General features: G+C 72.6%; 18 protein-coding genes, 1 tRNA gene and 1 other RNA gene. 13 read left to right on the top strand and 7 right to left on the bottom strand.

Features of this window, described 5'->3' with window-relative positions; genetic code table 11:
- Positions 1-404: 404 nt before the first annotated feature.
- On the top strand, positions 405-1,043 hold the full coding sequence (locus tag MXD61_RS10395; RefSeq protein ID WP_251079740.1) for a hypothetical protein: 639 nt from the start codon (positions 405-407) through the stop codon (positions 1,041-1,043).
- A gap of 64 nt (positions 1,044-1,107) precedes the next feature.
- Here the strand turns inward: MXD61_RS10395 and recR are convergent, their stop codons facing one another.
- The 4 genes from recR to ffs all read right to left on the bottom strand — a co-directional run bounded on the left by recR (position 1,108) and on the right by ffs (position 5,262).
- The gene (gene recR, locus MXD61_RS10390; RefSeq protein WP_163550014.1) at positions 1,108-1,707 is read right to left on the bottom strand and encodes a recombination mediator RecR; all 600 of its coding nucleotides are present in this window, start codon (positions 1,705-1,707) and stop codon (positions 1,108-1,110) included.
- Between the two features lie 34 nt (positions 1,708-1,741).
- Positions 1,742-2,308 carry a YbaB/EbfC family nucleoid-associated protein gene (locus MXD61_RS10385; RefSeq protein ID WP_248812623.1) on the bottom strand — a complete coding sequence of 189 codons (567 nt, stop codon included), beginning with the start codon at positions 2,306-2,308 and terminating at the stop codon, positions 1,742-1,744.
- 53 nt (positions 2,309-2,361) lie between these two features.
- The gene (locus MXD61_RS10380; protein WP_248812622.1) at positions 2,362-5,127 is read right to left on the bottom strand and encodes a DNA polymerase III subunit gamma and tau; all 2,766 of its coding nucleotides are present in this window, start codon (positions 5,125-5,127) and stop codon (positions 2,362-2,364) included.
- A 38-nt stretch (positions 5,128-5,165) separates the two neighbouring features.
- An RNA gene (ffs, locus tag MXD61_RS10375) (signal recognition particle sRNA small type) lies at positions 5,166-5,262 on the bottom strand.
- A 104-nt stretch (positions 5,263-5,366) separates the two neighbouring features.
- Between ffs and MXD61_RS10370 the strand changes: the two genes are divergently transcribed.
- From MXD61_RS10370 to MXD61_RS10360, 3 genes are all read left to right on the top strand, one after another.
- A tRNA-Ser gene (locus tag MXD61_RS10370) sits at positions 5,367-5,454 on the top strand.
- A gap of 111 nt (positions 5,455-5,565) precedes the next feature.
- Positions 5,566-6,123 carry a Uma2 family endonuclease gene (locus MXD61_RS10365; RefSeq protein WP_248812631.1) on the top strand — a complete coding sequence of 186 codons (558 nt, stop codon included), beginning with the start codon at positions 5,566-5,568 and terminating at the stop codon, positions 6,121-6,123.
- A gap of 66 nt (positions 6,124-6,189) precedes the next feature.
- Entirely contained in the window at positions 6,190-6,543 is a 354-nt protein-coding gene (locus tag MXD61_RS10360; protein ID WP_248812621.1) for a VOC family protein, read from the top strand.
- Between the two features lie 64 nt (positions 6,544-6,607).
- On the opposite strand, the gene MXD61_RS10355 is transcribed toward MXD61_RS10360, so the two are convergent.
- Both MXD61_RS10355 and MXD61_RS10350 read right to left on the bottom strand, forming a co-directional pair.
- Entirely contained in the window at positions 6,608-7,198 is a 591-nt protein-coding gene (locus MXD61_RS10355) for a GNAT family N-acetyltransferase (RefSeq protein WP_248812620.1), read from the bottom strand.
- A 13-nt stretch (positions 7,199-7,211) separates the two neighbouring features.
- Positions 7,212-8,441 (bottom strand): helix-turn-helix transcriptional regulator, encoded by a 1,230-nt coding sequence (locus tag MXD61_RS10350; RefSeq protein ID WP_248812619.1) that lies wholly within the window; start codon positions 8,439-8,441, stop codon positions 7,212-7,214.
- A gap of 181 nt (positions 8,442-8,622) precedes the next feature.
- Here MXD61_RS10350 and MXD61_RS10345 point away from each other — a divergent pair, with 181 nt between their 5' ends.
- A complete protein-coding gene (locus MXD61_RS10345) occupies positions 8,623-9,525 on the top strand; it encodes a hypothetical protein (protein WP_248812618.1) in 903 nt (300 codons plus the stop codon).
- Positions 9,526-9,587: 62 nt separating this feature from the next.
- Here the strand turns inward: MXD61_RS10345 and MXD61_RS10340 are convergent, their stop codons facing one another.
- On the bottom strand, positions 9,588-11,015 hold the full coding sequence (locus MXD61_RS10340; RefSeq protein WP_248812617.1) for a lysine N(6)-hydroxylase/L-ornithine N(5)-oxygenase family protein: 1,428 nt from the start codon (positions 11,013-11,015) through the stop codon (positions 9,588-9,590).
- 564 nt (positions 11,016-11,579) lie between these two features.
- Between MXD61_RS10340 and MXD61_RS10335 the strand changes: the two genes are divergently transcribed.
- The 8 genes from MXD61_RS10335 to MXD61_RS10300 all read left to right on the top strand — a co-directional run bounded on the left by MXD61_RS10335 (position 11,580) and on the right by MXD61_RS10300 (position 25,678).
- Positions 11,580-12,611, top strand: coding sequence for an iron chelate uptake ABC transporter family permease subunit (locus MXD61_RS10335; RefSeq protein WP_248812630.1), 1,032 nt, complete (start codon positions 11,580-11,582; stop codon positions 12,609-12,611).
- The gene (locus MXD61_RS10330; protein WP_248812616.1) at positions 12,608-13,726 is read left to right on the top strand and encodes an iron chelate uptake ABC transporter family permease subunit; all 1,119 of its coding nucleotides are present in this window, start codon (positions 12,608-12,610) and stop codon (positions 13,724-13,726) included. Before MXD61_RS10335 ends, MXD61_RS10330 begins: the two co-directional genes overlap by 4 nt.
- 85 nt (positions 13,727-13,811) lie before the next feature.
- Complete coding sequence (locus MXD61_RS10325) at positions 13,812-14,753, top strand: ABC transporter ATP-binding protein (RefSeq protein ID WP_248812615.1); 942 nt, start codon at positions 13,812-13,814, stop codon at positions 14,751-14,753.
- A 101-nt stretch (positions 14,754-14,854) separates the two neighbouring features.
- Entirely contained in the window at positions 14,855-16,642 is a 1,788-nt protein-coding gene (locus MXD61_RS10320) for an ABC transporter ATP-binding protein (protein WP_248812614.1), read from the top strand.
- A complete protein-coding gene (locus MXD61_RS10315; RefSeq protein ID WP_248812613.1) occupies positions 16,635-18,359 on the top strand; it encodes an ABC transporter ATP-binding protein in 1,725 nt (574 codons plus the stop codon). Before MXD61_RS10320 ends, MXD61_RS10315 begins: the two co-directional genes overlap by 8 nt.
- A 133-nt stretch (positions 18,360-18,492) precedes the next feature.
- Positions 18,493-18,813, top strand: a complete 321-nt coding sequence (locus MXD61_RS28005; RefSeq protein WP_285223218.1) for an MbtH family protein — start codon at positions 18,493-18,495, stop codon at positions 18,811-18,813.
- On the top strand, positions 18,810-24,011 hold the full coding sequence (locus tag MXD61_RS10305; RefSeq protein ID WP_248812612.1) for a salicylate synthase: 5,202 nt from the start codon (positions 18,810-18,812) through the stop codon (positions 24,009-24,011). Before MXD61_RS28005 ends, MXD61_RS10305 begins: the two co-directional genes overlap by 4 nt.
- Entirely contained in the window at positions 24,008-25,678 is a 1,671-nt protein-coding gene (locus tag MXD61_RS10300; RefSeq protein ID WP_248812611.1) for a (2,3-dihydroxybenzoyl)adenylate synthase, read from the top strand. Before MXD61_RS10305 ends, MXD61_RS10300 begins: the two co-directional genes overlap by 4 nt.
- Positions 25,679-25,869 lie beyond the last annotated feature (191 nt).

The following is a 25,869-nucleotide window of genomic DNA, read 5'->3' as shown; positions in this document are numbered from 1 at the left end:
TCGGTGGCCGGGCCGTGGCCAGGCGCACCAGCGGTCAGGAGTTGATCCGATGGGTCCCGAGTGGGTTGCTGGTGGCTTTTTCCTCGGCGGGTCGAGGGGGTGGTGAAATGCACCACTTTCAGCCCCTGTCAGGCGTGTGTCCGTGGCTGAGGGGTGGCCTGTCGGGTCGTCCAGCTGCGCGTTTGGCTTGCGGGCGGGCGCATGCCCGAAGGGGCGGTATGACGCCGGACCATCGGTCCGGGCTGATGCCCGTGCAGATGCCTGGGCGAGCGCGCATCATTATGGCTCTGGACGCGGGGCGTAGCTGGCCTGTGCTGAGGGCGGAGTCTGGTCGCTGTCCGCAGCGCAGCGGCGCGCCGTCGGTCGAGCCTCGAGGTGGCGGCTAGTCGAAGTTACGGAGGGTGATGGCGCTGGGAGGGGTGGCCTGGGGTGTGCGCGCCGGGTGCTGGCATCTGCATCCGCATCAGGTGCTCTCCGCCGAGGACTTCGCGCCGGATCTGCCGCCGGGAGCACTGGTCTCGGTGGCGTGGCGGTTGGACGGGGCCGGCCGGGTGGTCGGCGGGGCGCTACCGCGTGGCAACCCGCATGGCGGGGCGTGGGGTAAGCGGGTCCTGCGCGGTGAGGGTATCTGGCCGGCGGAGATGTATCCGCCGGGCCGGGAGATCACCGCGGAGCTTGACCTGGTGGAACCGGGCTCCGCCGCCGATCCGGCGCGCATCGTCGTCCACGGACCCCTGCATGACATCCCTGGCCTGGTCGACCAGCCCGGGTTACCCACCGCAGGCTGGACGCGCATGGTCACCCGGATGCGCCGTGACTCGCGGCGCATCCGGATTCAGGCCGGGGGGCGGACCTGGTGGATTCGGGCGTCGCGGATGTTCGGGGTGCGGGTGGTCCGGGAGAACGGCGTGGATGTCTACTGCACCCGAGGCGGTCGGCAGGCGATGTTCAGCGCCGAGGCGGACGATCTCGACGTCAGCGTGGTGCTGTTGACCCTCGGGTCGATCCCCAGCTCCACCTACGCGCCGATCCTTGGTTTCTGAGTCAGGTCGGGACGGTGCCAGAGCTCGATCGGACAAGTGGCGAGCAGGCGGAGCTGACGGGCGGTCAGGCGCCGACGACGCGGCGTCCCTCGAAGGCGCGGCCGAGCGTGACCTCGTCGGCCCATTCCAGGTCACCGCCCATGGGCAGGCCGCTGGCCAGCCGGGTGACCCGCAGGCCCATCGGGCCGATCTGACGGGCCAGGTAGGACGCGGTCACCTCACCCTCGGTGTTCGGGTCGGTGGCGAGGATCAACTCGGTCACGGAGCCGTCGGCGAGGCGGGCGATGAGCTCACGGATGTGCAGGTCGTCGGGGCCGACGCCGCCGATCGGGTTGATCGCCCCGCCGAGCACGTGATAGCGGCCGCGGAACTCGCGGGTGCGCTCGATCGCGACGACGTCCTTGGGTTCCTCGACCACACAGATGAGGCTCTGGTCGCGGCGAGGATCGGCGCAGATCCTGCACAGTTCGGCCTGGGCCACGTTGAAGCAGCTCCGGCAGAACCGGACCTTCTCCTTGACCTCGGTGAGCACCGCCGCCAGGCGACGGACGTCCACCGGGTCGGCGGCCAGCAGGTGGAACGCGATCCGCTGGGCGCTCTTCGGGCCTATGCCGGGCAGCCGCCCAAGCTCGTCGATGAGATCCTGGACGACGCCCTCGTACATCGGTGCTCCTGTCCGTCAGCGCCGGCGTGGCGACCTAGCGTGGAGTCTGGCCACCGGAGGTGGGCCGCGGATCGCCACCGGCAGCGCTGCCGCCGCCGGTACCGCCGCCACCCGCACCGCCGCCGAACAGTTCGCCCAGGGCGCCGAGGTCACCCAGCCCACCCGGTGCACCCGGTGCACCCGGTGCACCCGGAGCACCCGGAGCACGTGGCGTGCCCGGCGCGCTCGGAGCGCCGAAGGGGCTGCCCGCGGCACCTGGTCCGCCGAGGCCACCGGTGATGGAGCCCATGCGCTCGGCGGCGAGCCGGTGGGCGTTGGTGGTCGCGTCCCGCACCGCGGCGAGGATCAGGTCGGCGAGGGTCTCGGTGTCCTCCGGGTCGACCGCCTCGCGGCTGATCGTCAGATCGACCAGTTCGCCGCCGCCGTTGACGGTCGCCCTGACCAGGCCGCCGCCGGAGCTCCCGTCCACCCGGGCGTCCGCGAGCTCCTCCTGGGCGGACAGCAGTGCGGCCTGCATCTGCTGTGCCTGCTGGAAGATCTGCCCCAGTGCGAAGCCACCGGCTTCGCCCGCGTCACCGACGGGAATCTGCGGGTTCGACATATCCCCGAGCCTACTGTGCTCGGCGGTCCGCTCCCGACCGACGGCCGACCCGATCAGGAGGTCGGGGTCTGTTCGAGGACGGTCGCTCCGAGCCCCGTGCGCAGCAGGGACATCGCGGCCTCCTCGCCGCCGCGCGCACCGCCCGCCTGTTGCGGGATGTCCTCGTCGTCGAAGGGCGGCTCGTCCATGATGGGCGGCCGCTGATCGGCGTCGAACGCGTCGCCGCCGCCCACGGTCGCTGGCCCTGAGGCTGCTCCGGGACGTCCCGCGGCGAAGGTGTTCCCGTTGCCCGCGACCGCGGCGCCGTCGGTGTTTCCCCAGGCTGGGGCGGCTGCGTGGGGCACCGTCCCACCGGGTCCGCTTCCGCCCGGATCGCCCGGTCGGGGAGCCGGCGGCGGGTCGTCCTGGCCACCGCCGGTGTGGACGATGGTGCTGGTGCGGCCCTGCACCGCGCCGGCGTTCGCGGGATCGATGGCCGCCGCGTTCACCGCGGCCGCCTGTCCGAGCCCAAAGCCGCCGGCCTCACCCGTCGCGGCGACGCCCCACGCACCGGAACTTCCGACGGAACCGTTCGGCGCGGAACCGTTCGGCGCGGCAGCGCCATGGACGGCACCACTCTCGTCCCGGCCGCCCCAGGCAGGTGGCGATGTCGGTGCGTCCGCGGACGGGGGACGACCGAAGTCCTGGCTGGCCGCGGCGCCCTGCCACTCTCCGGCGGCGGGCTGGCTGAGCTGACCGGGGCCGGGGGGATAGCCCGATCCGGGGGGGTGGACAGACCCGGCGGGTTGGCTCGATCCGTTGACGTGGCCTGCTCCGGACGGGGCCGAGCTGTCCGGATGGCCACCGCCCATGGCCGCAGGGGGGGACGGTGGGGCGCCGCCGAATCCCACGGCCGGGGACCCCGAAGCACCCGAAGGCGGCGGGGACCCACCCCAGCTGGTCACGGTGCCCGGGCCGGTACCGCCGTGGCCTGCGCCGCCGTGGCCACCGGCGCCTCCGCCGTAGCCGCCGCCTGGGGGAGCGGGTGGTGGTCCGCCGGGACGTCCGCCGCTTCGTCCCGCGGGCGAACCACCGGCTGGCGCGACACTGACCCGCCAGCTTCCACCGACCTCTTCGGCCAGGGCGGCGCAGAACACCTCGGCGTTGTTGCCCTGCCCGAACATCCGACCCATCGGTTGGCTGGCGAACGCGAGGATGACCTCGTCCCCACGCACGTCGGCGACGCTGGCGTGGTCCTTGAGGATCGCGTGGGTCTTGCGGCTGCGCTGCGCGGCCCGGCCGAGGACGGCGTCCCACCGCGTTCGCAGCCCCGCCGCGTCAATCCGCCCGCCACCGCCCGCGCTGCCACCGCCCGCACCGGCATAACCACCGGTCGTGCCGGCCGCGGCCGCCGATCCGTACCCTCCGGTCGGGCTGGCCACCGGAGCCCATCCACCGGGACCCTGGACGGCCGGACCAGGACGGACCGGGCCGGCCATCGCCGGAGCGCCGACAACCCCTGGCCCGCCCGCAATCCCGTGCCCGCCTGGCGCCCCGGCACCTTCGGGCATCCCCTCCGGGACGTGCTGCCTGGCTGGGCCGGGCTGCTGCTGCCAAGCCGGGCCTTGCGGACCGGCGGGAGGGCCGGCGGGCGGCGCGTCGTGGGACGGCAGGTGGCCGTCGAAGGCGGGGCGCCGTTCGAGTCGTTCGAGCCTGGTCAGCAGGGCCGCGGGATCGGTGGCGGCGGTGGGGAGCAGGGCGCGGGCCAGGATGAGTTCGAGCATGAGCCGCGGGCTGGTGGTGCCGCGCATCTCGATGAGGCCGGCGTGCAGCACGTCCGCGGTGCGGGAGAGCTCCGCCGGACCGACGGAGGTGGCCTGGGCGCGCATCCGGTCGACCTGGTCGGGGGAGAAGGAGTCGAGCAGGCCGCGGTCGGCGGCGTCGGGGACGGCCGCCATCACGATCAGGTCACGGAACCGGTCGAGCAGGTCGAGGGCGAAACGCCGCGGGTCGTGCCCGGCGGAGACGACCTTGTCGACCACGGTGAACAGGGCCGCGCCGTCACGGCGGGCCAGCGCGTCGACCGTTTCGTCGAGCAGGACGCCGTCGGTCATGCCGAGCAGCGTCACTGCCCGCTCGTAGTGCAGGCCGTCATCATCGGCGCCGGCGAGCAGCTGGTCGAGCACGGACAGCGAATCACGCACCGAACCGGCGCCGGCCCGCACGATCAGCGGCAGCACCGTCGGGTCGACCGGCACCCCCTCCTGCTGGCAGATCGACGCCAGATGCTCACGCAGCACCGCCGGCGGCACGAGCCGGAAGGCGTAGTGGTGCGTGCGGGAGCGGATCGTCGGCAGGACCTTGTCCGGCTCTGTGGTGGCGAACACGAACTTCAGGTACGGCGGAGGTTCCTCGACGACCTTCAGCAGCGCGTTGAACGCCGCCGCCGTCACCATGTGCGCCTCGTCCACCACGAAGACCTTGAACCGGGCGGACGCCGGCGCGAAGAACGCCCGTTCGCGCAGGTCACGGGCATCATCGACGAGGCCGTGGGAGGCGGCGTCGATCTCGGTGACGTCCATCGACGACCCGGTGCGGATGCCGACGCACTCGTCGCACACCCCACACGGCTCCGGTGTGGGCCCGTGGACGCAGTTCAGCGAGGCGGCGAGGATGCGCGCCGAGGACGTCTTGCCGCAGCCCCGCGGGCCGCTGAACAGGTAGGCGTGGTGCAGCCGGCCCGTCGACAGGGCTCTGCGCAGCGCGTCGGTCACGTGCGCCTGCCCGACGATCTGGGCGAAGGTCGCGGGACGGTACCGGTTGTACAGCGCTGCGCTCACTGGCCTGCTCCACGTGCTCGTCGAGAAGATCGGCGAAACGAGGGGACCCCCCGCACACCCGCCAGAGCCCGCTTACCCTTGCTGCCTTCCGGCCCTGGGGGAGTTCACGAGGATAACGCCGCACGAGGGGTCTGCTGGGCAGTCTAACCTGCCCAGGGCGATCATGGGCGCCGAGGTCCCCCCACCGTCCCACCGACCCCCTGCCCACGGTCCGCCGACGATCAGATAGTCTCGTCAACGGAGGATTCGCCTAGTGGCCTAGGGCGCACGCTTGGAAAGCGTGTTGGGGGCAACCCCTCGAGAGTTCGAATCTCTCATCCTCCGCCAGAGATGCCAGATCTTCGCATGGACGGCCTGGGTCAGATCCGGCAAGCTCGGAGGCCGTGGCTGCGGCTGCCCGCTGGCTAAGTCGGGGAGGTGCGTGGCGTGACCGCGGAGATGCTCCCGCCGGTCTGGATGCACCAGCAGATCACGGCGGAGTTCTACGACACTCTCTCCGAAGCGCAGACTCGGGATATCGAGATCGTGGACGGGATGGTGCTCATGGTCCCGAGTGCCTCGCTGCGGCACAACCGACTCGCCAAGAAGGTCGCGGTCGCGCTGGAGGCGGCGGGGGCACCGGAATGGTTCGCCGATCTCGACTTCGATGTGCGGCTCGGCGAGGTACCGCTCACCGTCCGCCGGCCGGACATCGTGGTTTACCGGGCCAGCGCCGTGCGCGATGCGCCGATGCGCCCGGAGAACATTCTGTTGGTCGGCGAGGTGGTGTCGCCGGGGTCGGAGACCACCGATCGACTGGTCAAACCCGAGCAGTACGCCGCGGCCGGCATCGCCTGGTACTGGCGGATCGAGCCTTCCACCGCGGGGGGTGTCCCGATCGTGCACACGTACCTGCTCGATCCTGCGGCTCGGGTCTACCGGGCCGGCGACGTCCACGCGGGCGTCATTGATGTCCTAGCCCCGTTCCGGCTGAGGGTCGATCTCACGCTTGCGTAGCTCTCTGCGCGGGCAATGCCGAGGTGAGCGTGTCGGACCGGATCTCGGGTGCGGGAGGATGGCGGCATGGAACGTGTGCTGGGCATCGGTGGGTGTTTTCTGCGGGCGGCCGATCCGGCGGCCCTGGGCGCGTGGTACCGCGACCACCTGGGGTTGGACGCCGACGACCACGGTCTGTGGCAGCAGGAGGTCGGGCCGACGGTGTTCGCGACGTTCCCGGCCGACACCGACTATTTCGGGGCCGGCACCCAGCGGACGATGCTGAACTTCCGGGTTCGTGATCTGGATGCGATGCTCGCGCAGCTACGTGACAGGGGCGCGGAGGTCGTCCCCGAGACGCAGGACATGGATGGTGTCGGCCGGTTCGGCTGGGTCACCGATCCCGAGGGCAACCGGATCGAGCTCTGGCAGCCCGCCTGACCGCCCTACCTGACCATTCGCTGGCCGCACGGTGACCCGGCGCTGGCCCGCCGGGTCGACCGAGCTACTGCCCTTCGCCCATGGCCAGTTGTCGGGGGGAGGCGGTCGCGGTGACCCAGGCGGCGCGGGTGAGGGCGTAGATGTTGCGGGGTTCGCCGGAGCGGTCGACGGGGCCTTCGGCGAGGCGCAGGCCGACCTTTTCGGCGACGCGGATCGAGGCGCGGTTCTCCGGGTGAATGATGGAGATCAGTCGGTCGCGGCCGAGGGCGGTGAAGGCGAACTCGACGGCGGCCCGGGCACCCTCGGTGGCGATGCCCTCGCCCCAGCGGTCATGGCGGACGGTCCAGGCGACCTCGCAACCCGGCCAGCCGGGTTCCTCATACAGACCGACCCGGCCGAGGAACTCGCCGGACTGTCGCTCCTCGATGATCCACATGCCGAAGTGGTTCAGCGCCCAGTGACCGATCTGGAACGCGGTCATGTTCCACACGCCGCTTTCTCGGGATGGCGACGTCGTATACCGCGACATCTCTGGATGTAAGGCCATCCGAAGGTAGGGCTGCACGTCGTCCAGCCGCCAGCCGCGCAGGACGAGCCGTTCGGTCAGAACAGTGGGAATGGTGACGGTTTCGGGACGTCCGAACTCCAGTGTCATGGCGACTCCAGTGTCAGGGGGCGTTTCCCGGTAGGGAGAGGCGAGATCGGTGGACGAGTGCGTCCAGGTCGCGTACGTCGGGATCGGACGCCCACGGACCGAGATCCCGCACCACCCTGCTTACCGCAGCCACGACGGTGGCTGACAGATGGCCCTCCGGAACGCAGACGGCGGCGCGGCTCGCGGCCACGGCGGCGGCCGGGTCCGGTCGGTCGCCCAGCAGATGACCGGATGCCAGACACAGATAGGCGTGGCCACGTTCCTCGTGGGTGTGGGGATCGGTGAGTTCGACGGCCCGGCGGGCCTGCGCTCTGGCCTCGGCGCCGTCGCGCAGCCCGACGGCGCACACAGCGGCGAACATCGCAGCCGAACCGGCGGTGAACGGGGACGATCCCGGTTGCGGCGCGGCGTTCGCCTCGACGGCGGCGTTCATGTCCGCCAGAGCGCCGGCCGTCTCGCGGTCACGGCCGAGGCGCGCGTGGCCACGTGCCTCGTAGGCGGCCAGCCGGGCGGCCAGATAGGGCGGGGCCTCCCGGCGGGCACGGGCGGCGGTGCTGGCGGCCTCGTCCCATCGTTGCGTGTAGTAGGAGATGCTGGAACGCAGCGCGGCCAGTGAACCGAGCAGCATCCCGTCGCCGATCTGCGCGGCATACCGGTCGGAGAGGTCGGCGAAGCGGCGGGCATCCCGGTAGTGGCCGCCGGTGAAGGCCAGCCGGCCGAGGTAGTAGGCGAGCTGCCCGCCGAGCAGGGTGGCCCGCTGGCTGTCGGTCACGTTCAGCCGGTTGTCGAGCATCGCCTCGACCTGATGCCAACGCCTGGCGATCTCGGCGATCAGCACCGGCCGGGGCGTCGTGTCGAAACCCGCGGCGATGTCGGTGACGTCGTCCTCGAGTTCGCCAAGGGTCGGCGCGGTGGCACTCGTATCGATCCGGTTGGTCGTCTCGAAGGCAAGCGCGGACAGCGCCGCGAGCTGAACGAGCTTGCGCCTGTCCGTCGGATCCTCCCTGGGTCCGTTCCCTGACGCGTCCAGTCGCGCCTGCCAGGTGGCGAGTTCGCCGCCGGTCTGCCAGTAGCTGTCGAGAGCGGCACACAGCTCCGCGGACGGAAGTTCCCCGTTCTCGGCCTTGGATATCCGCGTGCGGTGAAACCCGATGCGTCGGCTCAGTACGTCCTGACTCATCCGACCACGAAGCTGTCGGATTCTTCGACCGAGTGCCGCGGTACTGCCCTCATCGTCGCCCACCGCTGCCGCTCCTTCCGGTTACGCCCGGAACAGGGCACACTCCGCGCACGATGCGGCACATCGCACAGCACAGCACGGAACGTACGCACGCCTGGCGCCGTGTTCGTCACATCCGCAGACTTCACTTGTCGGCAAGGTAACCGGAGCACCACGCGAATGGCCAGATTTCCGGGAGGGACACGTGCTCAGCCCGCACACCGTCGGCGAACGCGCCGCGGTGATCCTCGATGCGATCGAGGCACACCCGCACTTCGAGCGGCTGCGTACGAGCACCCTCGCCTACTCGCGACGCTGGGTGACGTTCACCGGCCTGCCGCTGATCGCCGAATGGGATGTGGTGGTGGACGGCCCCGGTCTGTTCGTCGAGGCCGTACGCACCATGGCGATGCGCGCCGCCGTGTACGAGCTGACCGGTGACGAACGGGCCGCCGAACTCGCTGTCTCCGCGCCGGTGGACGAGATGCTGCATGCCCTGGCCGCCCAGCTCACCGCGCTGACCCGCCTTCAGGCCGACCTGTCGCTGACCTTCGTCTCCTCCACCGGCGGACGATCGGTCGGCGAGCGCGGGACGCGGGGCCATCCGGTTCCCGGCCATTCGGTCACGGGTCATCCCGTCGTGGGGCCTCCGGCGCCGGGGTCGCCGGGCGTCGGATATCCGATCATGGGGTATCCGGCTACTGGTTACGCGGTGGGCGCGTCCGCCTTCGGTGCGCGCGCGGTTGACCGGAGTACCAGCGGTGCGCGCGCGGGTGGGCGGCGACCGGTGGGCCTGCGGGCGGGCGGCCGGCATCGTGTCGACGGCTTTTCCGCGGCGGGACGCCCCCCCACCGGCGCTGCTGAGCGCGGTGTTCCGGACGGCTCCGACGTCTCAGGTCGCGACATGGCTGAGGGTGATGCGGCCGTCTACGATCTGGACGGTCACACCGATCAGATCTACCGTGCCGCCGGATGGGGCGAGCCGCCCCGGCGGTTCTGGCTCGGCTGCCTCGAGGCCCGGCGTCGGCTCGATGTGCTGTACGAACACTACGAATCCATTGGGATTCACGCCGGGGGCGGAGCCCACTTCCTCACCTTCGGCCGCTAGCGCGCCTGTCCGTGCGTGCTCAGGGGCAGCGGCCGTCGTCCCAGCTCCGGAGACCGGACCAGTCAGCGGGTCGCCAGGGCGCTGAGCTCGTTGACGGTACGGGTGGTGGATTCGTCGGCACCGGTGATGGGGGTGGTGCCTGCGGTCCTGGTGGGGGAGGAAACGGAAGCGGTGGTGTCGGCGATGCCCGCGGCGGCGGTGATGATCGAACGCAGGAGTTCGCCGGCGCGGACGGCGACGTTGGACAGCAGCGTCGAGGAGATGCCGTGGGAGTGCTCGGTGGCGCCGAGGACGTAGACGCCGGCGGTGGTGCCGGGGTCGGTGCGCAGGCGGTAGTCACGTCCGATGTGGGGGTGCCCGGTGGCGTCCGACGGGCAGTGTTCGGCCAGGGTGCCGAGTAGCTGGCGCGGGTCGCGGGAGCGGTAGCCGGTGGCGAACACGACGATGTCCGACTCGAGGGTCTCCCGGGTGCCGGTGGGCAGGAACTCGACGTCGAGGGACACGCCGTCGGCCAGGGGGCGCAGGTCGAGCAGGCGGGAGGCGCGCATCATCCGCAGGCGTTCGCGGCCGTGCACCTTCTCCTGGTACATCCGCCGGTACAACTCGTCGATCAGGTCGATGTCGACCACCGAGTAGTTGGTGCCGCGGCTGTAGCTGGAAAGCATCTCCTTCACCGCGGGTGGCGCGGTGAAGAAGTCGTCGACGGCGGACGGGTCGAAGATCTGGTTGGCGAAAGCGCTGTTGTCCGCCGGGCTGAAGCCGTAGCGGGCGAAGACGGCGATCACCTCGGCCGCCGGATGGCGGGTGTGCAGGAACTCGGTGACCTCGGCCGCGCTCTGGCCGGCGCCGATGACGACGAACCGCTCACGGCTGGTGGCCGGCATGCTGGCCACCCGGTGCAGCAGGTCGTAGTTGTGCCAGACCCGTTCACCGAGGTCGATGCCCGCGGGCACCTGTGGTTCGAGCCCGACGGCCAGAACGACGTTGCGAGCCCGGTGGATGACCGTCTCCCCGGTGTCGCCGCGGACCGCGACCACATCGACCAGGGCGATCTCGCCGTCGACCAGGACGGGACGCAGATCGACGACCCGCAGGTCGTAGCTGACCAGATGGTCGAGCCGGCGGGCGGCCCACTCCAGATAGTCGTGGAATTCCTGGCGCAGTGGGAACTGCGTCTTGTGGTTGATGAAGTCGACCAGTCGGTTCTGCTCGTGCAGGAATGACAGGAAGCTGAAGTCGCTGGCCGGATTGCGCAGGGTCACCAGGTCCTTCAGGAAGGACACCTGCATGGTCGCGCCCTCGAGCAGCATGCCGCGGTGCCAGCCGAAGCTGGTCTGTCGTTCCAGAAACGACACGTTCAGCGCGTCCTGCGGGGACCGCGCCGCGTTGTGTTCTTCGATGGCGATCGCCAGAGCCAGGTTCGAGGGGCCGAATCCGACTCCGACGAGGTCCAGAATGCCGTTGTCTGCGGACGCCGGACGTCTTGCCACAGCCGATCCTCCGGTCACTGATCCTCCGGTCGCTGAGCGAATCGCTTCGTCTGCTGGCGAGGGTGGTATGGCGAGAATGAAATAAGTTAAGGTAGCCTTACCTTATCTTATCCATCTTCGGGGTGGGCTCGTGGCATGTCAAGGGAATCGGGAGGGCCGCTGCCCTGGTTGAGGCCCTGGTCACGCCACCGGGCCTGGCTGCCGACGGTGTCTGTGGGCGGGCTGTCCGCTACCTGTGGATGGTCGGGCATGGGGAGGGGTGCGCGGGTGTGCGGCGCGGGCGGTGCCGGCAGCCGGGGCACAGGGGCTGACGGGGGCCGGAGTGCCGGCCGTGACTCGGATGACGCCGGCGACCCTCTGGACGCAACGGCCGGAGCACGGATACCGTCGCTGGTTGGCAAGTTAACCTATCTTTACTCCACGGGTGGATTGTGAGGCACGTCGGTGCGAACTGTCGCGCACAACGGTCCGGCCGGGGCGACCCTGGCCGGCGCCGTCCACGTGCACGACCACGCGGCGGCGGCGACACCCCTGACAGCGACGACCCCGACAGCGACGCCCCCGATCCGGCCCCCGAGTCCGACGATCACGGGTGCGGCGGCGGTGCGGCGGCGGGTTGGTGGGCTGGTGGCGGCACTGGTGGTGCTGGCGGTGGTGTGCCTGCTCAGCCTGTGGCTGGGGGCCAACCGGGTGCCGTTCACCGAGGTCTGGCGGGTTCTGTGGCACAACGACGGGTCGAAGGCGGCCGTGATCGTGCACGACCTGCGGGTTCCCCGCACGCTGCTCGGGCTCGCGGTCGGCGCGGCGCTGGGGGTGTCCGGGGCGGTCACCCAGGCCCTGACCCGCAACGACCTGGCCGAACCGGGGCTGCTCGGGATCAGCATGGGCGCCTCGGCCGCGGTCGCGCTGGGCATCTCGGCGCTCGGGGTGACGAGCACGGCAGGCTACGTCTGGTTCGCGTTCGGCGGGGCGGCGCTCACCTCGGTCGCGGTGTTCGCGATCGGCACGGCCGGGCGCGGGGCGGACACGCCGGCGAACCTGGTGGTGGCCGGGGCGGCGGCGGTGGCGCTGCTCGGCGCGGTGGTCAACGCGATCCTGATCCTCGACCCGACCGCGTTCGACCGGTTTCGCTTCTGGGATGTCGGGTCGCTGGCCGCACCGGGCGCGCCGGCGCTGTCGACGATCTGGCCGTTCATCGTCGTCGGTCTGCTGCTGGCGGCCAGCCAGGCCCGCTCCCTGAACGCGCTCGCGCTTGGCGAACAGGCCGCCCGCGGCCTCGGCGTCCACCTGAACCGGGCCCGGCTGCTCGGTGCGCTCGCGGTGGTGCTGCTGTGCGGGGCGGCCACCGCCGCCGCCGGGCCGATCGCCTTTGTCGGCCTCGCCGTCCCGCATATCGCCCGGGCGATCGTGGGGACCGACCAGCGTTGGGTGCTGCCGTACTGCGCCGTGCTCGCCGCGGTGCTGCTGCTCGGCGCCGACCTGATCGGCCGACTTGTCGTCGCGCCGGGTGAGCTGCGGGTCGGTGTGGTCACGGCCTTCCTCGGCGCCCCGGTGTTCATCGCGCTGTGCCGCCGCGCCCGGCTGGCACGCGCATGAACTCCGCGCGGGTGACCAACCCGCGGGTGACCAACCCGCAGGCGCCCAGACCGCAGGTGGCCGGGCCGGTGCTGGGGGCTGGTCGGATCGTCCGGGTTCGGCGGTTCGGTGGGGACGCGGTATCGGTGCGGATCTCCCCGCGGTCGATCACCATCAGCGCGGCGTTCACGGTGGCCGTGCTGGTCGCCGGGGTGGCCGCGCTGACAACGGGTGACTACCCGATCCCGTTCGCCGATGTCGTGCGCACCCTGGCGGGGCACGGCAGCGGTGGCAACGACTTCGTGGTCAACTCGCTGCGGCTGCCGCGGCTGCTCACCGGTCTGCTGGTCGGGGCGGGGCTCGCCCTGAGCGGGTCGATCTTCCAGAGCGTGTCGGGCAACCTGCTCGGCAGCCCGGACATCCTCGGGTTCACCACCGGCTCCGCCACCGGGGCGATCGTGGTTCTGCTGGTGCTGCATGGCACGGCGGGGCAGGCGACGTTCGGCGCGGTCGTCGGCGGGGTGATCACCGGGGCGCTGGTCTACCTGCTGGCGCATCGGCGGGGTGTCGCCGGGCCGCGGCTGGTGCTGATCGGGATCGCGGCCGGTGCGTTGCTGTCGTCGGTCAACTCGTATCTGATCACCAGGGCCGAGCTGGCCGACGCGGTCAACACCCAGATCTGGCTGATCGGCAGTCTGAACAGCCGCGGCTGGGAGCAGGTCCGTCCACTCGCGGCGGCGCTGGTCGTCCTGGTGCCACTCGCGCTGTGGCTGGGGCGCCGGCTTGCCTACCTGGACCGGGGGGCCGACCCCGCGCAGGCCCGGGGGGGGGGGGGCGGCCGGCGCCGGGCGGCGCTGAGCGCGGGCGGGGCGGCGCGGGCGGCGGGCGCGACCGCCGCCGCCGGGCCGATCGGTTTCGTCGCGCTGACCGCGCCGCCGTTGGCCCGCTGGCTGTGCGGGGCGTCGGCGCCGCCGTTGGTGGCGACCGCGCTGGCCGGCGCGGCCCTGGTCGCCGTCAGCGATCTGGCGGCGCAGCGGCTGTTCGCCCCCACCCAGCTGCCGGTGGGGGTGGCGACCGCCGTGGTCGGCGGCGCCTATCTGGCCGTCCTGCTCGTCCGGCAACGGCGACCCGGATGACAGCACGGGCGGCACGGGCGGCACGGGCAGGGCAAGGGGCACGGGCAGGGCGGAACGCATCCGACGGTGGGAGAGAGGGCGGCCGATGACGCGGCTGAGCGCGCACGAACTGACACTCGCGTATGACCGGCGGGTCGTGGCCAGCGGGCTGGACATCGAGATCCCGGACGGGGAGTTCACCGTCATCGTCGGGCCGAACGCCTGCGGCAAGTCGACGCTGCTGCGCGCGCTGGTCCGACTGTTGCGGCCGAAGGCGGGGGCCGTCCATCTCGACGGCGAACTGATCTCGTCGTATCCGACGAAGGAGGTCGCCCGCCGGCTTGGGCTGCTCGCCCAGTCTGCGACGGCGCCGGCCGGCATCACCGTCGCAGACCTGGTCGCCCGCGGCCGCTACCCGCACCAGCGGCTGCTGCGGCAGTGGTCACGTGAGGACGAGGAGGTCGTCGCCGCCGTCATGGCGCGCACCCACCTCACCGAACTCGCCGACCGCGCGGTGGACGAGCTCTCCGGTGGGCAGCGCCAGCGGGTGTGGCTGGCCATGGTGCTCGCCCAGCAGACGCCGATCCTGCTGCTGGACGAGCCGACCACCTTCCTCGACATCGCCCACCAGATCGAGGTGCTCGACCTGTGCGCCGACCTGCTCGTCGACGGCGGTCACACCCTGGTGGCGGTGCTGCACGACCTCAACCAGGCCAGCCGCTACGCGGGGCATCTGGTGGCGATGCGTGACGGGCGGATCGTCGCCCAGGGCCCACCGAACGAGATCGTGACCGCTGAGCTCGTCGAGGAGGTGTTCGGTCTCGCCTGCCGGGTCATCACCGACCCGGAATCCGAGACGCCGCTGGTCATCCCGCTGCGCTCCCGGGCCGGCCAGGTCGCCCGGGTCGCACCGGCGAGCGTGGACGAGACCCCCGACCCGACGGCGGACGCCACGAGCACCTCGACCGAGCCGGTGACGGACGGCGACGATGCCGTGGTCGGGGTGGGCGTAGGGGCGACGGCGGGCTCGGGCGGTCACAACGGTTGACGCGCAGCCAGGGACTTAGGTTACCTGTACCTAAATTCCGGAATGCGACCGCGGGCGCAAGGAGCCGGGTAAGCCGCAGGCAGGACGGATGGTGCTGGGTTGTGAACAGCTCGACGGGCAGACGGCTGCTGCGTGAGCGGCTGCGGCGTCAGCGGCGCGAGCTCACCCTCGGCGCCCTGGCCACGGTCGTCCAACAGGGCGCCATGCTCGCGTTGCCCTGGTGTGTGCAGCGGGCGCTGGACCGTGGGATCACGCCGGGCTCGGTGGACGAGACCGTGCGGTGGGCGATTCCCACGGCTCTGGTCGCGGTCGCCTTCACCCTCGGCGGGATCGGCGGGCTGCGCTGGTCGGGCCGGGCCGCGGCGCGCGTCGCGCATGGGCTGCGGGCCTCGATCGTCGAGCGGGTGGCCGCCTTCGACCGGCCGGCGCTGGCCCGCTACGGCCGCGGTGACCTCGCGATGCGCGCCACCCGGGACGTCGACCTGATCCGGCTGTGGGTGCAGAGCCTGTCGATCTGGATTCGGATCGCGGTGACGATCGTGGTGGTGCTGCCCGCGTTCGCCCTGCTCGATCCGCTGCTGCTGGTCGTCGGGATCGTGACGATCCCGCTGGTGGCGCTGGCCAACGCCTACTTTCCCGCCCGGTTCGACGTGGCCAACGACCGGCTGTCCGAGTCGTTCGGGGCCCGTGCCGACGCCGTCGACGACCTGCTGACGGCCAGCGCCGCCGTGCGGGGCATCGGCGGTGAGGCCCAACTGGTGCGCCGCCACCACGAGCGCAGCGCCGCCCTCACCGAGCACACGATGGTCGCCGCGCGGATCTCGGCGGCGTGGACGTCCGTCCCGCCGGCGGTGCCGCGGCTCGCGATCGCGGCGGGCCTGGGTATCGGGGGCACCGCCGCGCTGCACGGCGACCTCACCATCGGCGGTCTGGTCGCCTTCACCTCCTGGATGACCACACTGACGCTGGCCGTGACGATCGCGGTGGACCTGTTGTCCTCACGCGGGCAGGCCCGGGTCGCCGCCACCCGGATCGCCGAGGTGCTCGACACCGCGGTCAGCGCCGACGACCCGACGGGTGGCGAGGTGCCACCGGCCGAGGGTGCGCTGGTCGCCGAGGCCATCACCGCGGTGCGCGACGGCCGCCGCGTGCTGGGCCCGCTCGACCTGCGGGTCGGCCCCGGCGAGTTCGTCGCGGTCACCGGCCCGACCGGCAGCGGCAAGACGACGCTGGCCCGGGTGCTGTGCCGGCTGGAGGACCCCGAGACCGGCACGGTCAGCCTCGGCGGGGTGGACCTGCGCCGGGTCGCCCGGGTGGAGCTGTCCGCCCGGATCGGGCTGGTCCCGCAGCGGCCCCTGATCCTCGCCGGCACCGTGGCCGACAACCTGCGGGTGGGCCGGGAGTTCGACCTGGCGGCGATGCGCGGGGCGACCGAGGTCGCCGCGGTCGACGGCTTCGTGGCGAGCCTGCCCGAGGGCTACGACACCTCCCTCGGTGAACGCGGCGCGACGGTCTCCGGTGGTCAGGGCCAACGCCTGGCGCTGGCCCGTGGCCTGCTCGGCCGACCGGACGTACTGATCCTCGACGATGTCACCGCCGCGGTGGACGCCGACACCGAGGCCACCATCCTGCGCCGGCTGCGGGCCTGGGCCCCGCGGGCCGCCCTGATCGTCATCTCGCATCGTCCGTCCGTGCTGGCCGCCGCCGACCGCGTCCTGCGCCTGGGCCCGGACGGCGCCCCCGTCCACCCCGAGACCCTGGCCGCCGAGACCCTGGCCGCCGAGACCCTGGCCGCCGAGACCCGGGCCGGTGAGACCGAGGCGGCTGGCGAGACCGAGGCGGCCGGCGGCGCCGACACGCGCGTCCCGGTGGGTGGTGGTCATGGCTGAGCTGCGTGAGCTGGCGGCCGAACCCTCGACCAAGAGGGTGTTCCGGCGTTTCTGGCCGTATCTGCGGCCGCACCGGGTGATCGTGTCCGGTGCGGTGCTGGCCAGTCTCGCCAGCACCGCCGCGGTGGTCGCGATCGCACCGGTGATCGGCTGGGGTGTGGACGCGGTGACCGACCGCGACCGATCCCGGCTGTGGTGGGCGGTCGTCGTGCTGGCCGCCGTGGTGGTGGCCCGGATGCTGCTGCTGCGGCAGTCCGAGGTGCTGCTCTCGCGGGCCGGTGAGCGGACCATCCGGGGGCTGCGGGATCTGGTCGTCGAACGGCTCGCCGCCGCACCGCTGCGCTTCCTCGAGGCCCATCGCACCGGTGACCTGCTGCGCCGCTCCACCGGTGAGATCGCCGACCTGACGCTGTTCCTGCGGGACCAGCTACCGAACCTGATCGGCATCACGCTCACCGTCATCCTGACGATCGGCCTGCTGCTGGTCTACTCGTGGCTGCTGACACTGCTGCTCGTCGCGCTGTTCCTGCCGCTGGCGGCCGGGGTGCTGCTCTGGTTCAACGCCGGCGCCGCGGGCACGTTCGGCCGGCAGGCCGCCTCGGACGCGACGATGACGGCGACCTTCACCGAGACCCTCACCGCGCACGAGGCGCTGGTGGCGCCGGGCCGCCCGGACGAATGGGTGCGCCGCTTCCGCGGGGACAACGACGAGCTGCGCGCGGCGAACGAGCGGGCCATCGACACGCAGTGCCGTCTGGAGCTGTTCGCCGCGCTCGAGGGCCTGGCCACGGCGGCGCTGCTGCTGCTCGGGGTCTGGCTGGTGCGGGGAGGTCATCTCGGGGTCGGCACGGTCGTCGTGTTCGTCGTCGCCACCCGCAACCTGTTCGAGAACCTGCTGGCCCTGTCCGGGCTCGCCGGCCAGGCGCAGCAGGCCCGGGTCGGCCTCGCCCGCCTGGTGGACCTGCTCACCGTCCTGCCACCCGTGGGCGCACCGCCGCCAGCGACCACGCTGGACGCCAGCACCACCGCGGACGCCACCGTCGTCGTGGGTGGTGGGTTGCCGGAGCGCGGGGAGCTGGCGGCCGAGGGGCTCACGTTCGCCTACGGGGACACCGACGTCGTACGGGATGTGTCGGTGGCGTTTCCACCGGGTGACCGGGCGGGACTGATCGGCGTCACCGGCTCGGGTAAGACCACGTTGGCCAAGCTGCTCACCGGACTCTACGAACCGGATTCCGGTGTGGTCCGGTTCGGCGGAGTCGACCTGCGTACGGTGCATCCGGCCGAGGTTCGGGCGCGCATTGTGCTCGTCCCACAGCAGGTGCATCTGATCAGCGGCACGCTGGCCGAGAACCTGGCCCTGACCCCGGGTACGCCGGACCGGGACGCGATGCGCGACGCCGTCGCGCGACTCGGCCTCACCGACTGGGTCGACGGGCTTGACGGTGGGCTGGACGCGGACCTCGGCGCCCGTGGCGAGCGGCTGTCCGCGGGGGAACGCCAGATCGTCGGCCTGCTGCGGGCGGCCCTGGTCGACCCGCCGGTGCTGGTGCTCGACGAGGCGACCGCCGACCTCGATCCACAGGCGGCCCAGCGGCTGGAGGACGCCGTCGAACGGCTACGGCCCGGACGCACGCTGCTTGTCATCGCACACCGTCCGACAACGATCGAACGGCTTCCGCGCACTGTCCGAGTGGAAGCCGGTCGTCTGAGTTAGCGCGGCATTCCCTGTGAGTGTCGCGTTGGAATTTTCTTCTCAAAGGGCTGGACTCATGCCCGTAACTTAAGTAAAGCTTACCTGAACGATTGTCTCATCGTTGTGAGCCGAAACCCGAGGAGCCGGGATCCGCATGTCGACGAACCCGTTCGATGACGAGAACGGCAGCTTCTACGTCCTTGTGAACGTCGAGGAGCAGCACTCGCTGTGGCCGACGTTCGTGCCGGTTCCGGCCGGCTGGCGCATCGTGCACGGTGCGACCGATCGGGCGTCCTGCCTCGACTACGTCGAGACCCACTGGACGGATCTGCGCCCGGCGAGCCTCATCGCCCGGATGGCGGCGGATCAGGAGGCCGCGGCCGGCGCCGACGTGACCGACGAGCCCGGTGCGGCCGACGCCGACGCCGACGCGCAGCGGCAGCCCGACGGCGCGGGTTCCGGCGCGACCCGATGACCGCGCCCCGGACCTACCACGAGCGCGCCCTCGCGCTCGGTCTTGACCCACTCGCCGCCGCGGTGGGTCTGGTGCGCGCCGCCGAGGCGCCCTTCACCGTCTACGAGCGCGAGGGTGAGTGGAGCATCGGCACCGGTGTCCTGAGCGAGATCATCGTCTACTGGGACGAGATCCGTTACCGCACCGGCAGCACCTGGCGGGGCGAGCCGGTGGGCGACGACCCGCTGCGGGCACTGGCCCGGGTCCTGGCCGACCTGCCGTTCGTCGGGTGGCGCGCCTACGGGGTGGCGGGCTTCGAGCTCGGCCCGCGGCTGGCGGGCCTGCCCGGCCCGGTGTCGGCTGAGCCGCTGGTGCATCTGGTCGTCCCGGCCCGGGAGACGCGGCTGACGGCGGCCGGCGCCCTGCTGCGCGCGGTCGCCCGTGCGGACCTGGACAAGCTCGCCCGCCAGCTGGCCGCCGTCGCGGCCGAGGGCGCCGCCATCGCGGGGGCGGTGACCGCCGCGGGGACGACGGTGGCCGCGGCGGCGGGCGGGTCGGCGTTCGCGGATCTTGAGCATGGTGCGGCGCGGTACGAGGCGAACGTCGCGCGGGCCGTCGCCGACATCCAGGCCGGCCGGCTGCGTAAGATGATCATGTCCCGGGTGGTCCCGGTGGACGGGCCGGTGGATCTGATCGCCACCTATGAGCGGGGCCGGCGCGGCAACACCCCGGCCCGGTCGTTCCTGCTGGACCTCGGTGGTCTGCGGGTCTGCGGGTTCAGCCCGGAGACGGTCGTCGAGGTCGCGGCGAACGGGAGGGTCTCCACCCAGCCGCTGGCCGGCACCACGGCACGTGACGGTGGGGCCGCCGATGACGGTGCCGCCGACCGGGCGCGCCGTGCGGCGCTGCTGGCCGACCCGAAGGAGATCTACGAGCACGCCGTGTCGGTGCAGGCCGCGCAGGAGGAGCTGCGTCCGCTGTGCCGGCCGGGGTCGCTGGTCGTCGACGAGTTCATGTCCGTGCTCGACCGCGGCAGCGTGCAGCACCTGGCCTCCCGGGTCAGCGGCCAGCTCACCCCCGGGCACGACGCCTGGGACGCGATGGCCGCGGTCTTCCCGTCGATCACCGCCTCGGGTATCCCGAAGGCCGACGCCCTCGCCGCGATCCGGCGCTACGAGTCGCAGCCGCGCGGGGTGTACAGCGGCGCGGTGCTCAGCGTCGACGCGGACGGTTCGCTCGACGCCGCGCTCGTGCTGCGTTCGGCCTACCAGCAGGACGGACGGACCTGGCTGCGGGCCGGCGCCGGCATCGTCGAGGCGTCCCGGCCAGAGCGTGAGCTCGAGGAGACCCGCGAGAAGCTGCGCAGCGTCAGCCGTTTCCTGGTGGCCCGCGCCGACCCCGGCCCTGGCCCTGGCCCCGACCGTGAGGACCTGCGTCGCCTCGTCGCCGGCCTGATCGACGAGGAGCCGGCCAACGTCGGCGACGAGGACAACCTGTTCGAGCTGGGTCTGGAGTCCATCGCGCTGATCCAGGCGGTCGGTGCCTGGCGCCGCGACGGCCTGGCGGTCACCTTCGGTGAGCTGGCCGAGAATCCCACCCTCGACGGCTGGTCCAAGATCCTGGGTGATCGGGCCGCGGCGGCCCGGTCGAAGGCCACCCGTGGCGGTGCCGCTCCCACGGACCCCGACGCACCCGTGGCTTCCGCCGTGCCCGCGACCAACGGCGCGTCCGGCAGGTCGGACGAGGAAGGTGCCGAGGGCGAGGGCGAGGGCGACAGGGCGGTCGACGGCGAGTTCCCGCTGGCGCTCATGCAGCACGCCTACTGGGTCGGCCGGGACCGAGGCCAGCCCCTCGGCGGTGTCGCGGCCCACCTCTACACCGAGTTCGACGGCCGTGACGTCGCCCCCGACCGTCTCGCCGCGGCGATCCGCCGGCTGGTGACGCGGCACGAGGCGCTGCGGACGAGGATCACCGACAACGGTGCCCAGCGGGTCGAGTCGGAGTCGGGTTGGCGTGGGCTCACCGTCCACGATCTGCGTGCCCTCGACCAGGCCAGCGTGCGGGCCCGGCTTGACGCGGTCCGTGACCAACTGTCGCACCAGATGCTCGACATCGAGCACGGCGAGGTGTTCTCCACCGCGCTGAGCCTGCTGCCCGACGGGGCCACCCGACTGCACCTCGACGTGGACATGGTCGCCGCCGACGCGGTGAGCTACCGTGTCCTGCTCGCCGACCTGGCCCAGCTCTACGCCCACCCCGAGGACACCGCCTCCGGTGGGGCGGTGGCGCCGGCACCGGGCTACACCTACCGCGAGTACCGCGAGCAGCGGGCGACGGCCCGCCGGCTGGCGGCCGAGCAGGCCCGCCAGGCCTGGCAGGACCGGCTGCCGAGCCTGCCAGGGGCGCCGGAACTGCCGCTGGCCTCGAGCGCGGTCGCGTCCGGCGACGACATTCCGACCCGGGTGACCCGCCGGCACGTCTGGCTGGCGCGGGCGGCCCGCGAGGAGCTCGGCCGATCGGCGCACCGGCGCGGAGTCACCCCGGCGGTGGCGGTGGCGACCGTGTTCGCCGAGGTCATCGGCGGTTGGAGCGCCCAGAGCCGGTTCGTGCTCAACGTGCCGCTGTTCGACCGTGAGCAGGTGCATCCGGACATCGACCGGGTGGTCGGCGACTTCACCAGCTCGGTGCTGCTCGAGGTCGACCTGACCGCCCGGGTGCCGTTCGTCGAGCGGGCGCGGCGCATCCAGTCCCGGCTGCACGCCGACGCCGCCCACGCCGCCTACTCCGGGGTGGAGGTGCTGCGCGACGCCGGCCGGGCCCGCGGCGAGCGGCTGCTCGCCCCGATCGTGTTCACCAGTGCCCTCGGCCTCGGCGAACTGTTCGACCCGGCGGTGCGCACGGCGTTCGGGCGTCCCGGGTGGATCATCTCGCAGGGCCCGCAGGTCCTGTTGGACGCGCAGGTCACCGAGGTGGACGGCGGCCTGCTGATCAACTGGGATGTCCGCGAGGACGCGTTCGCCCCCGGTGTCGTCGACGCCATGTTCGCCGCCTTCGAACGGCTGGTACGCGAGCTCGCCTGGGATCTGCCGGTCGACGTGCTGCTCGACGACGCGACGCGGGCGGTGCGCGCCCGGGTCGGCGCCGTCGCCGGGCCACGTTCGACCCGGCTGCTGCACGAGGGCTTCTTCGCCCACGCCGCCCGGACACCTGACGCCCCCGCCCTGCTGGGCTCGCCGGCCGCCGCCACCATGGCGGACGGGCCGGTCGCGGCGGGCGAGGCGCTGACGTACGGGCAGCTCGCCGCGCGGGCCCGGGCGGTGGCCGGGGGCCTGGTCGCCCGAGGTGTCCGTCCGGGTGACCTGGTGGGCGTCAGCCTGCCCAAGGGGTCCGCGCAGGTCGTCGCCGTGCTCGGCGTGCTCGCGGCGGGTGGGACCTACGTGCCCATCGGCGTGGAGCAGCCGTCGGCGCGGATCGCCCGGATCGTGGCCACCGCCGGACTCACCGTGGCGATCACCACCGCCGACCGGGCGGACGGTGCGGTCTGGCCCACCGGCGTGACCAGTGTGACCCTGACCGATCTGGTCGGCCCGACGGTGGACGCGGCCAGCGGCGCCGGGCGGCTTGTGCGCGCCGCGTCGCAGGACCAGACCCGGTTGGACGAGCCGGCGTACGTGCTGTTCACCTCCGGTTCCACCGGCGAGCCCAAGGGTGTCGAGGTGTCGCACCGGGCGGCCATGAACACCATCGACGACCTGGTCGAACGCCTCGGCATCGGGGCGGACGACCGGACGCTCGCCGTCTCCGCCCTCGACTTCGACCTGTCGGTGTTCGACCTGTTCGCGCCGCTGGGCGCGGGCGGCGCGGTCGTCCTCGTCGACGAGGCGGCGCGCCGGGAAGCGACCCGCTGGGTCGAGCTGGTGACCGCGCACGGCGTCACGATCCTCAACTGCGTGCCGGCCGTCCTCGACCTGCTCCTGACAACGGCGACCGCGACCGCGGCGACCGCGGCGGCTGGTGGCGGGCCGTCGTCCGCGGTCGGCGGTCTGCGGGCGGTGCTGCTGGGCGGGGACCGGGTCGGCGTCGACCTGCCCGGACGCCTCGCCGCCCTCGCCCCGCACGCCAGGTTCCTCGGGCTCGGCGGGACGACCGAGACGGCCATCCACTCGACCGTCTGCGAGGTCGTCGGGGGTGTGCCGGTGCCCGAGCGGTGGAGCTCGGTGCCCTACGGCACGCCGCTGCGCAACGTGCGGCTGCGCGTGGTCGACCCGCTCGGCCGGGACTGCCCCGACCAGGTCACCGGCGAACTGTGGATCGGCGGGGACGGCGTCGCCGCCGGCTACCGCGGCGATCCCGAGCGCACCGCCGACCGTTTCCTCACCCACGACGGTTCCCGCTGGTACCGCACCGGCGACCTGGCCCGCTACCTGCCTGACGGCACGGTGGAGTTCCTTGGCCGCCGCGACCACCAGGTGAAGATCCGCGGGTTCCGGGTGGAGCTCGGCGAGGTCGAAAGCGCCCTGGCCGCCGTGCCAGGCGTGCACGCCGCCGTCGCCGCCATCACCAGCGGGACCAGCGGGTCCGCCGCCCCGGGCACCCGGTCGACGGCCTCCCTGGGCGCGGCGGTCGTCCTCGACCCGCGGTTCTCGGACGCGCCACGGTTCTCGGACGCGCCGGATGCGGCGGGCGGGGCGCGGGACGAGCCGGTCGAGGTCTGGCTGCGGGGGCAGGTGGGTGGGCTGCTGCCGCCGCACATGGTGCCGGACCGGATCGTGGTCGTCCCGGCGCTGCCACTGAGCGCCAACGGCAAGATCGACCGTACGGCCGCCGCCGCACTGCTCGGGTCGGCGGCCGACGGGGCGCGTCCGGTGACCGCGCCGAGCAGCGACCTGGAGCGCATGATCCTGCTGGTCTGGCAGGACCTGCTCGGCGGCACCTGCGGTGTCACCGACGAGTTCTTCACCGTCGGCGGGGACTCGGTGCTGGCCACCTCGGTCGTCACCCGGCTGCGCGACGAACTCGACACCTCCGAGGTGTCGGTGCGGATGCTGTTCGGCACGCCGACGGTGGCCGGGCTCGCGGCCGCGATGCGCACGGCCGAACGAACCCCGGGACGACTCGACCGGGTCGCGTCCATCGCCTGGGAGATCGCCAGCCTGTCCGACGACGAGATCGAGCTGCGCCTCGGGGACGAGGCCGACCCGGTGGGAGACGCGGCATGAGCCATCCGGCGGCGCTCACCGACGCGCATCGCACGGTCGACGGGTTCGTCCCGTGGCCGGCGGAGTTCACGCGGCGTTACCAGGCGGACGGGCACTGGCAGGGCGGGCCGCTCGCGGACCGGCTGCGCGACTGGGCCGTCCGGTACGCCACCGGGACCGCGCTGGTCGGCGGGTCGTTCGAGGAGCCCGTCCGGCTGACCTACCGGGAGCTGGACGAGGCCGTCGACGATCTGGCCGCGGGCCTGACGGAACTGGGTCTGGTCGCGGGCGACCGGGTGGTCGTGCACCTGCCGAACCGGATCGAGTTCGTGACGCTGCTGTTCGCGTTGGTGCGCCTCGGTGTGATTCCGGTGCTGACCCTGCCCGCGCACCGCCGGGTCGAGATCGAACATCTCGCCCGGCTCTGCGGTGCGGTGGCGTACGCGATCCCGGACGCGCACGAGGGGTTCGACCATCGGGTGCTCGCCGAGGAGATCGTGGCGGCGGTCCCGTCGGTGCGCCAGGTGCTGGTGGCCGGGGACGCCGGCCGGTTCACCGGGCTCGCCACCGTCGCCGCCGCCGGCGCCGCGGCCCGGGCCGGCAGGCCCGTGACCAGCGCCGAACCGATCGACCCGGCGGGGGTCGCGGTGCTGCTCATCTCGGGTGGCACGACCGGCAAACCGAAGCTCATCCCGCGCACCCACTGGGACTACGCCTTCAACGCGGCGGCCAGCGCCCGGGTGTGCGGGCTGACCGCCGACGACGTCTACCTGGTCGCGTTGCCGGCCGCGCACAACTTCCCGCTGGCCTGCCCGGGCCTGCTGGGCGCGTTCGGTGTGGGTGCGAAGGTGGTGTTGGCCCCCGCGCCGAGTCCGGAGATCGCCTTCGGGCTCATCGCCCGCGAAGGGGTGACGGTCACCGCGGTCGTCCCGACACTGGCCCGGATCTGGGTGCTGGCCGCCGGCTGGGAGGGTCCGGACACGACCAGCCTGCGGCTGTTGCAGGTCGGTGGCGCGAAGCTGGACGCCGAGCTCGCCCGGCAGATCCGACCGGTGCTCGGCGCCAGCGTCCAACAGGTGTTCGGGATGGCCGAGGGCCTGCTCAACTACACCCGGCCGGACGACGGTGACGAGATCGCCTGCACCACGCAGGGCCGCCCGCTCGACGACGCCGACGAGATCCGGGTCGTCGACGAGCACGGGGTGGACGTCCCCCCGGGGACGACCGGTGAACTGTGGACCCGCGGGCCCTACACCATCCGCGGCTACTACCGGGCGGCCGAGCACAACGCGACCGCGTTCACCCCGGACGGCTTCTACCGCACCGGCGACCTGGTGCGGCGCACCGCCGAGGGCCACCTCGTCGTCGAGGGACGCATCAAGGATGTGATCAACCGGGGTGGGGAGAACGTCTCCGCCACCGAACTCGAGGAGCATCTGCTCACCCATCCCGCCATCGTCCAGGCCGCGGTCATCGCGGCCGCCGACGAACAGGTCGGCGAATCCGTGCGGGCCGTGATCGTGCTCGTCGCCGGCGCGTCACTGCGACTGCGCGAGCTCAAGGTCTACCTGCGCGACCGCGGCCTGGCCAGGTTCATGCAACCCGACCTGCTCACGATCGTGGACGAGCTGCCCCTGACCGCCGTCGGCAAGATCGACAAGCGGGAGCTGCGGCGCCGCCTCGACTAGCCGCCCAGCCCCATCGCCGTCCGCTCTCCCACCGGCTCCCCCCAGCCCCTTCAGCCAACTTCAGCCCCTTCAGCCCCGCCCACCCCTGAGCTCCTTTCACCCCCCCCGACCTCGATCTCGACCCGGTTCCCTGCCCCGGGTCGAACCCCGTCACCCGGCCGGCCGCCACCTCCGGGCTGACTGTCATGCCC

Source organism: Frankia sp. AgPm24 (assembly GCF_023243055.1).
In the GTDB taxonomy this organism is placed as follows: domain Bacteria; phylum Actinomycetota; class Actinomycetes; order Frankiales; family Frankiaceae; genus Frankia; species Frankia umida.
Note: the sequence above shows the minus strand (reverse complement) of the source record. Positions and strands in the feature narration are given on the sequence as shown.

Bases quoted from the DNA above. Each gene is read 5' to 3' on its own strand.
- MXD61_RS10395 (WP_251079740.1), top strand. From the start codon at position 405: ATGGCGCTGGGAGGGGTGGCCTGGGGTGTGCGCGCCGGGTGCTGGCAT.
- recR (WP_163550014.1), bottom strand. From the start codon at position 1,707: ATGTACGAGGGCGTCGTCCAGGATCTCATCGACGAGCTTGGGCGGCTG.
- MXD61_RS10385 (WP_248812623.1), bottom strand. From the start codon at position 2,308: ATGTCGAACCCGCAGATTCCCGTCGGTGACGCGGGCGAAGCCGGTGGC.
- MXD61_RS10365 (WP_248812631.1), top strand. From the start codon at position 5,566: ATGCTCCCGCCGGTCTGGATGCACCAGCAGATCACGGCGGAGTTCTAC.
- MXD61_RS10360 (WP_248812621.1), top strand. From the start codon at position 6,190: ATGGAACGTGTGCTGGGCATCGGTGGGTGTTTTCTGCGGGCGGCCGAT.
- MXD61_RS10355 (WP_248812620.1), bottom strand. From the start codon at position 7,198: ATGACACTGGAGTTCGGACGTCCCGAAACCGTCACCATTCCCACTGTT.
- MXD61_RS10330 (WP_248812616.1), top strand. From the start codon at position 12,608: ATGAACTCCGCGCGGGTGACCAACCCGCGGGTGACCAACCCGCAGGCG.
- MXD61_RS10325 (WP_248812615.1), top strand. From the start codon at position 13,812: ATGACGCGGCTGAGCGCGCACGAACTGACACTCGCGTATGACCGGCGG.
- MXD61_RS10315 (WP_248812613.1), top strand. From the start codon at position 16,635: ATGGCTGAGCTGCGTGAGCTGGCGGCCGAACCCTCGACCAAGAGGGTG.
- MXD61_RS28005 (WP_285223218.1), top strand. From the start codon at position 18,493: ATGTCGACGAACCCGTTCGATGACGAGAACGGCAGCTTCTACGTCCTT.
- MXD61_RS10305 (WP_248812612.1), top strand. From the start codon at position 18,810: ATGACCGCGCCCCGGACCTACCACGAGCGCGCCCTCGCGCTCGGTCTT.
- MXD61_RS10300 (WP_248812611.1), top strand. From the start codon at position 24,008: ATGAGCCATCCGGCGGCGCTCACCGACGCGCATCGCACGGTCGACGGG.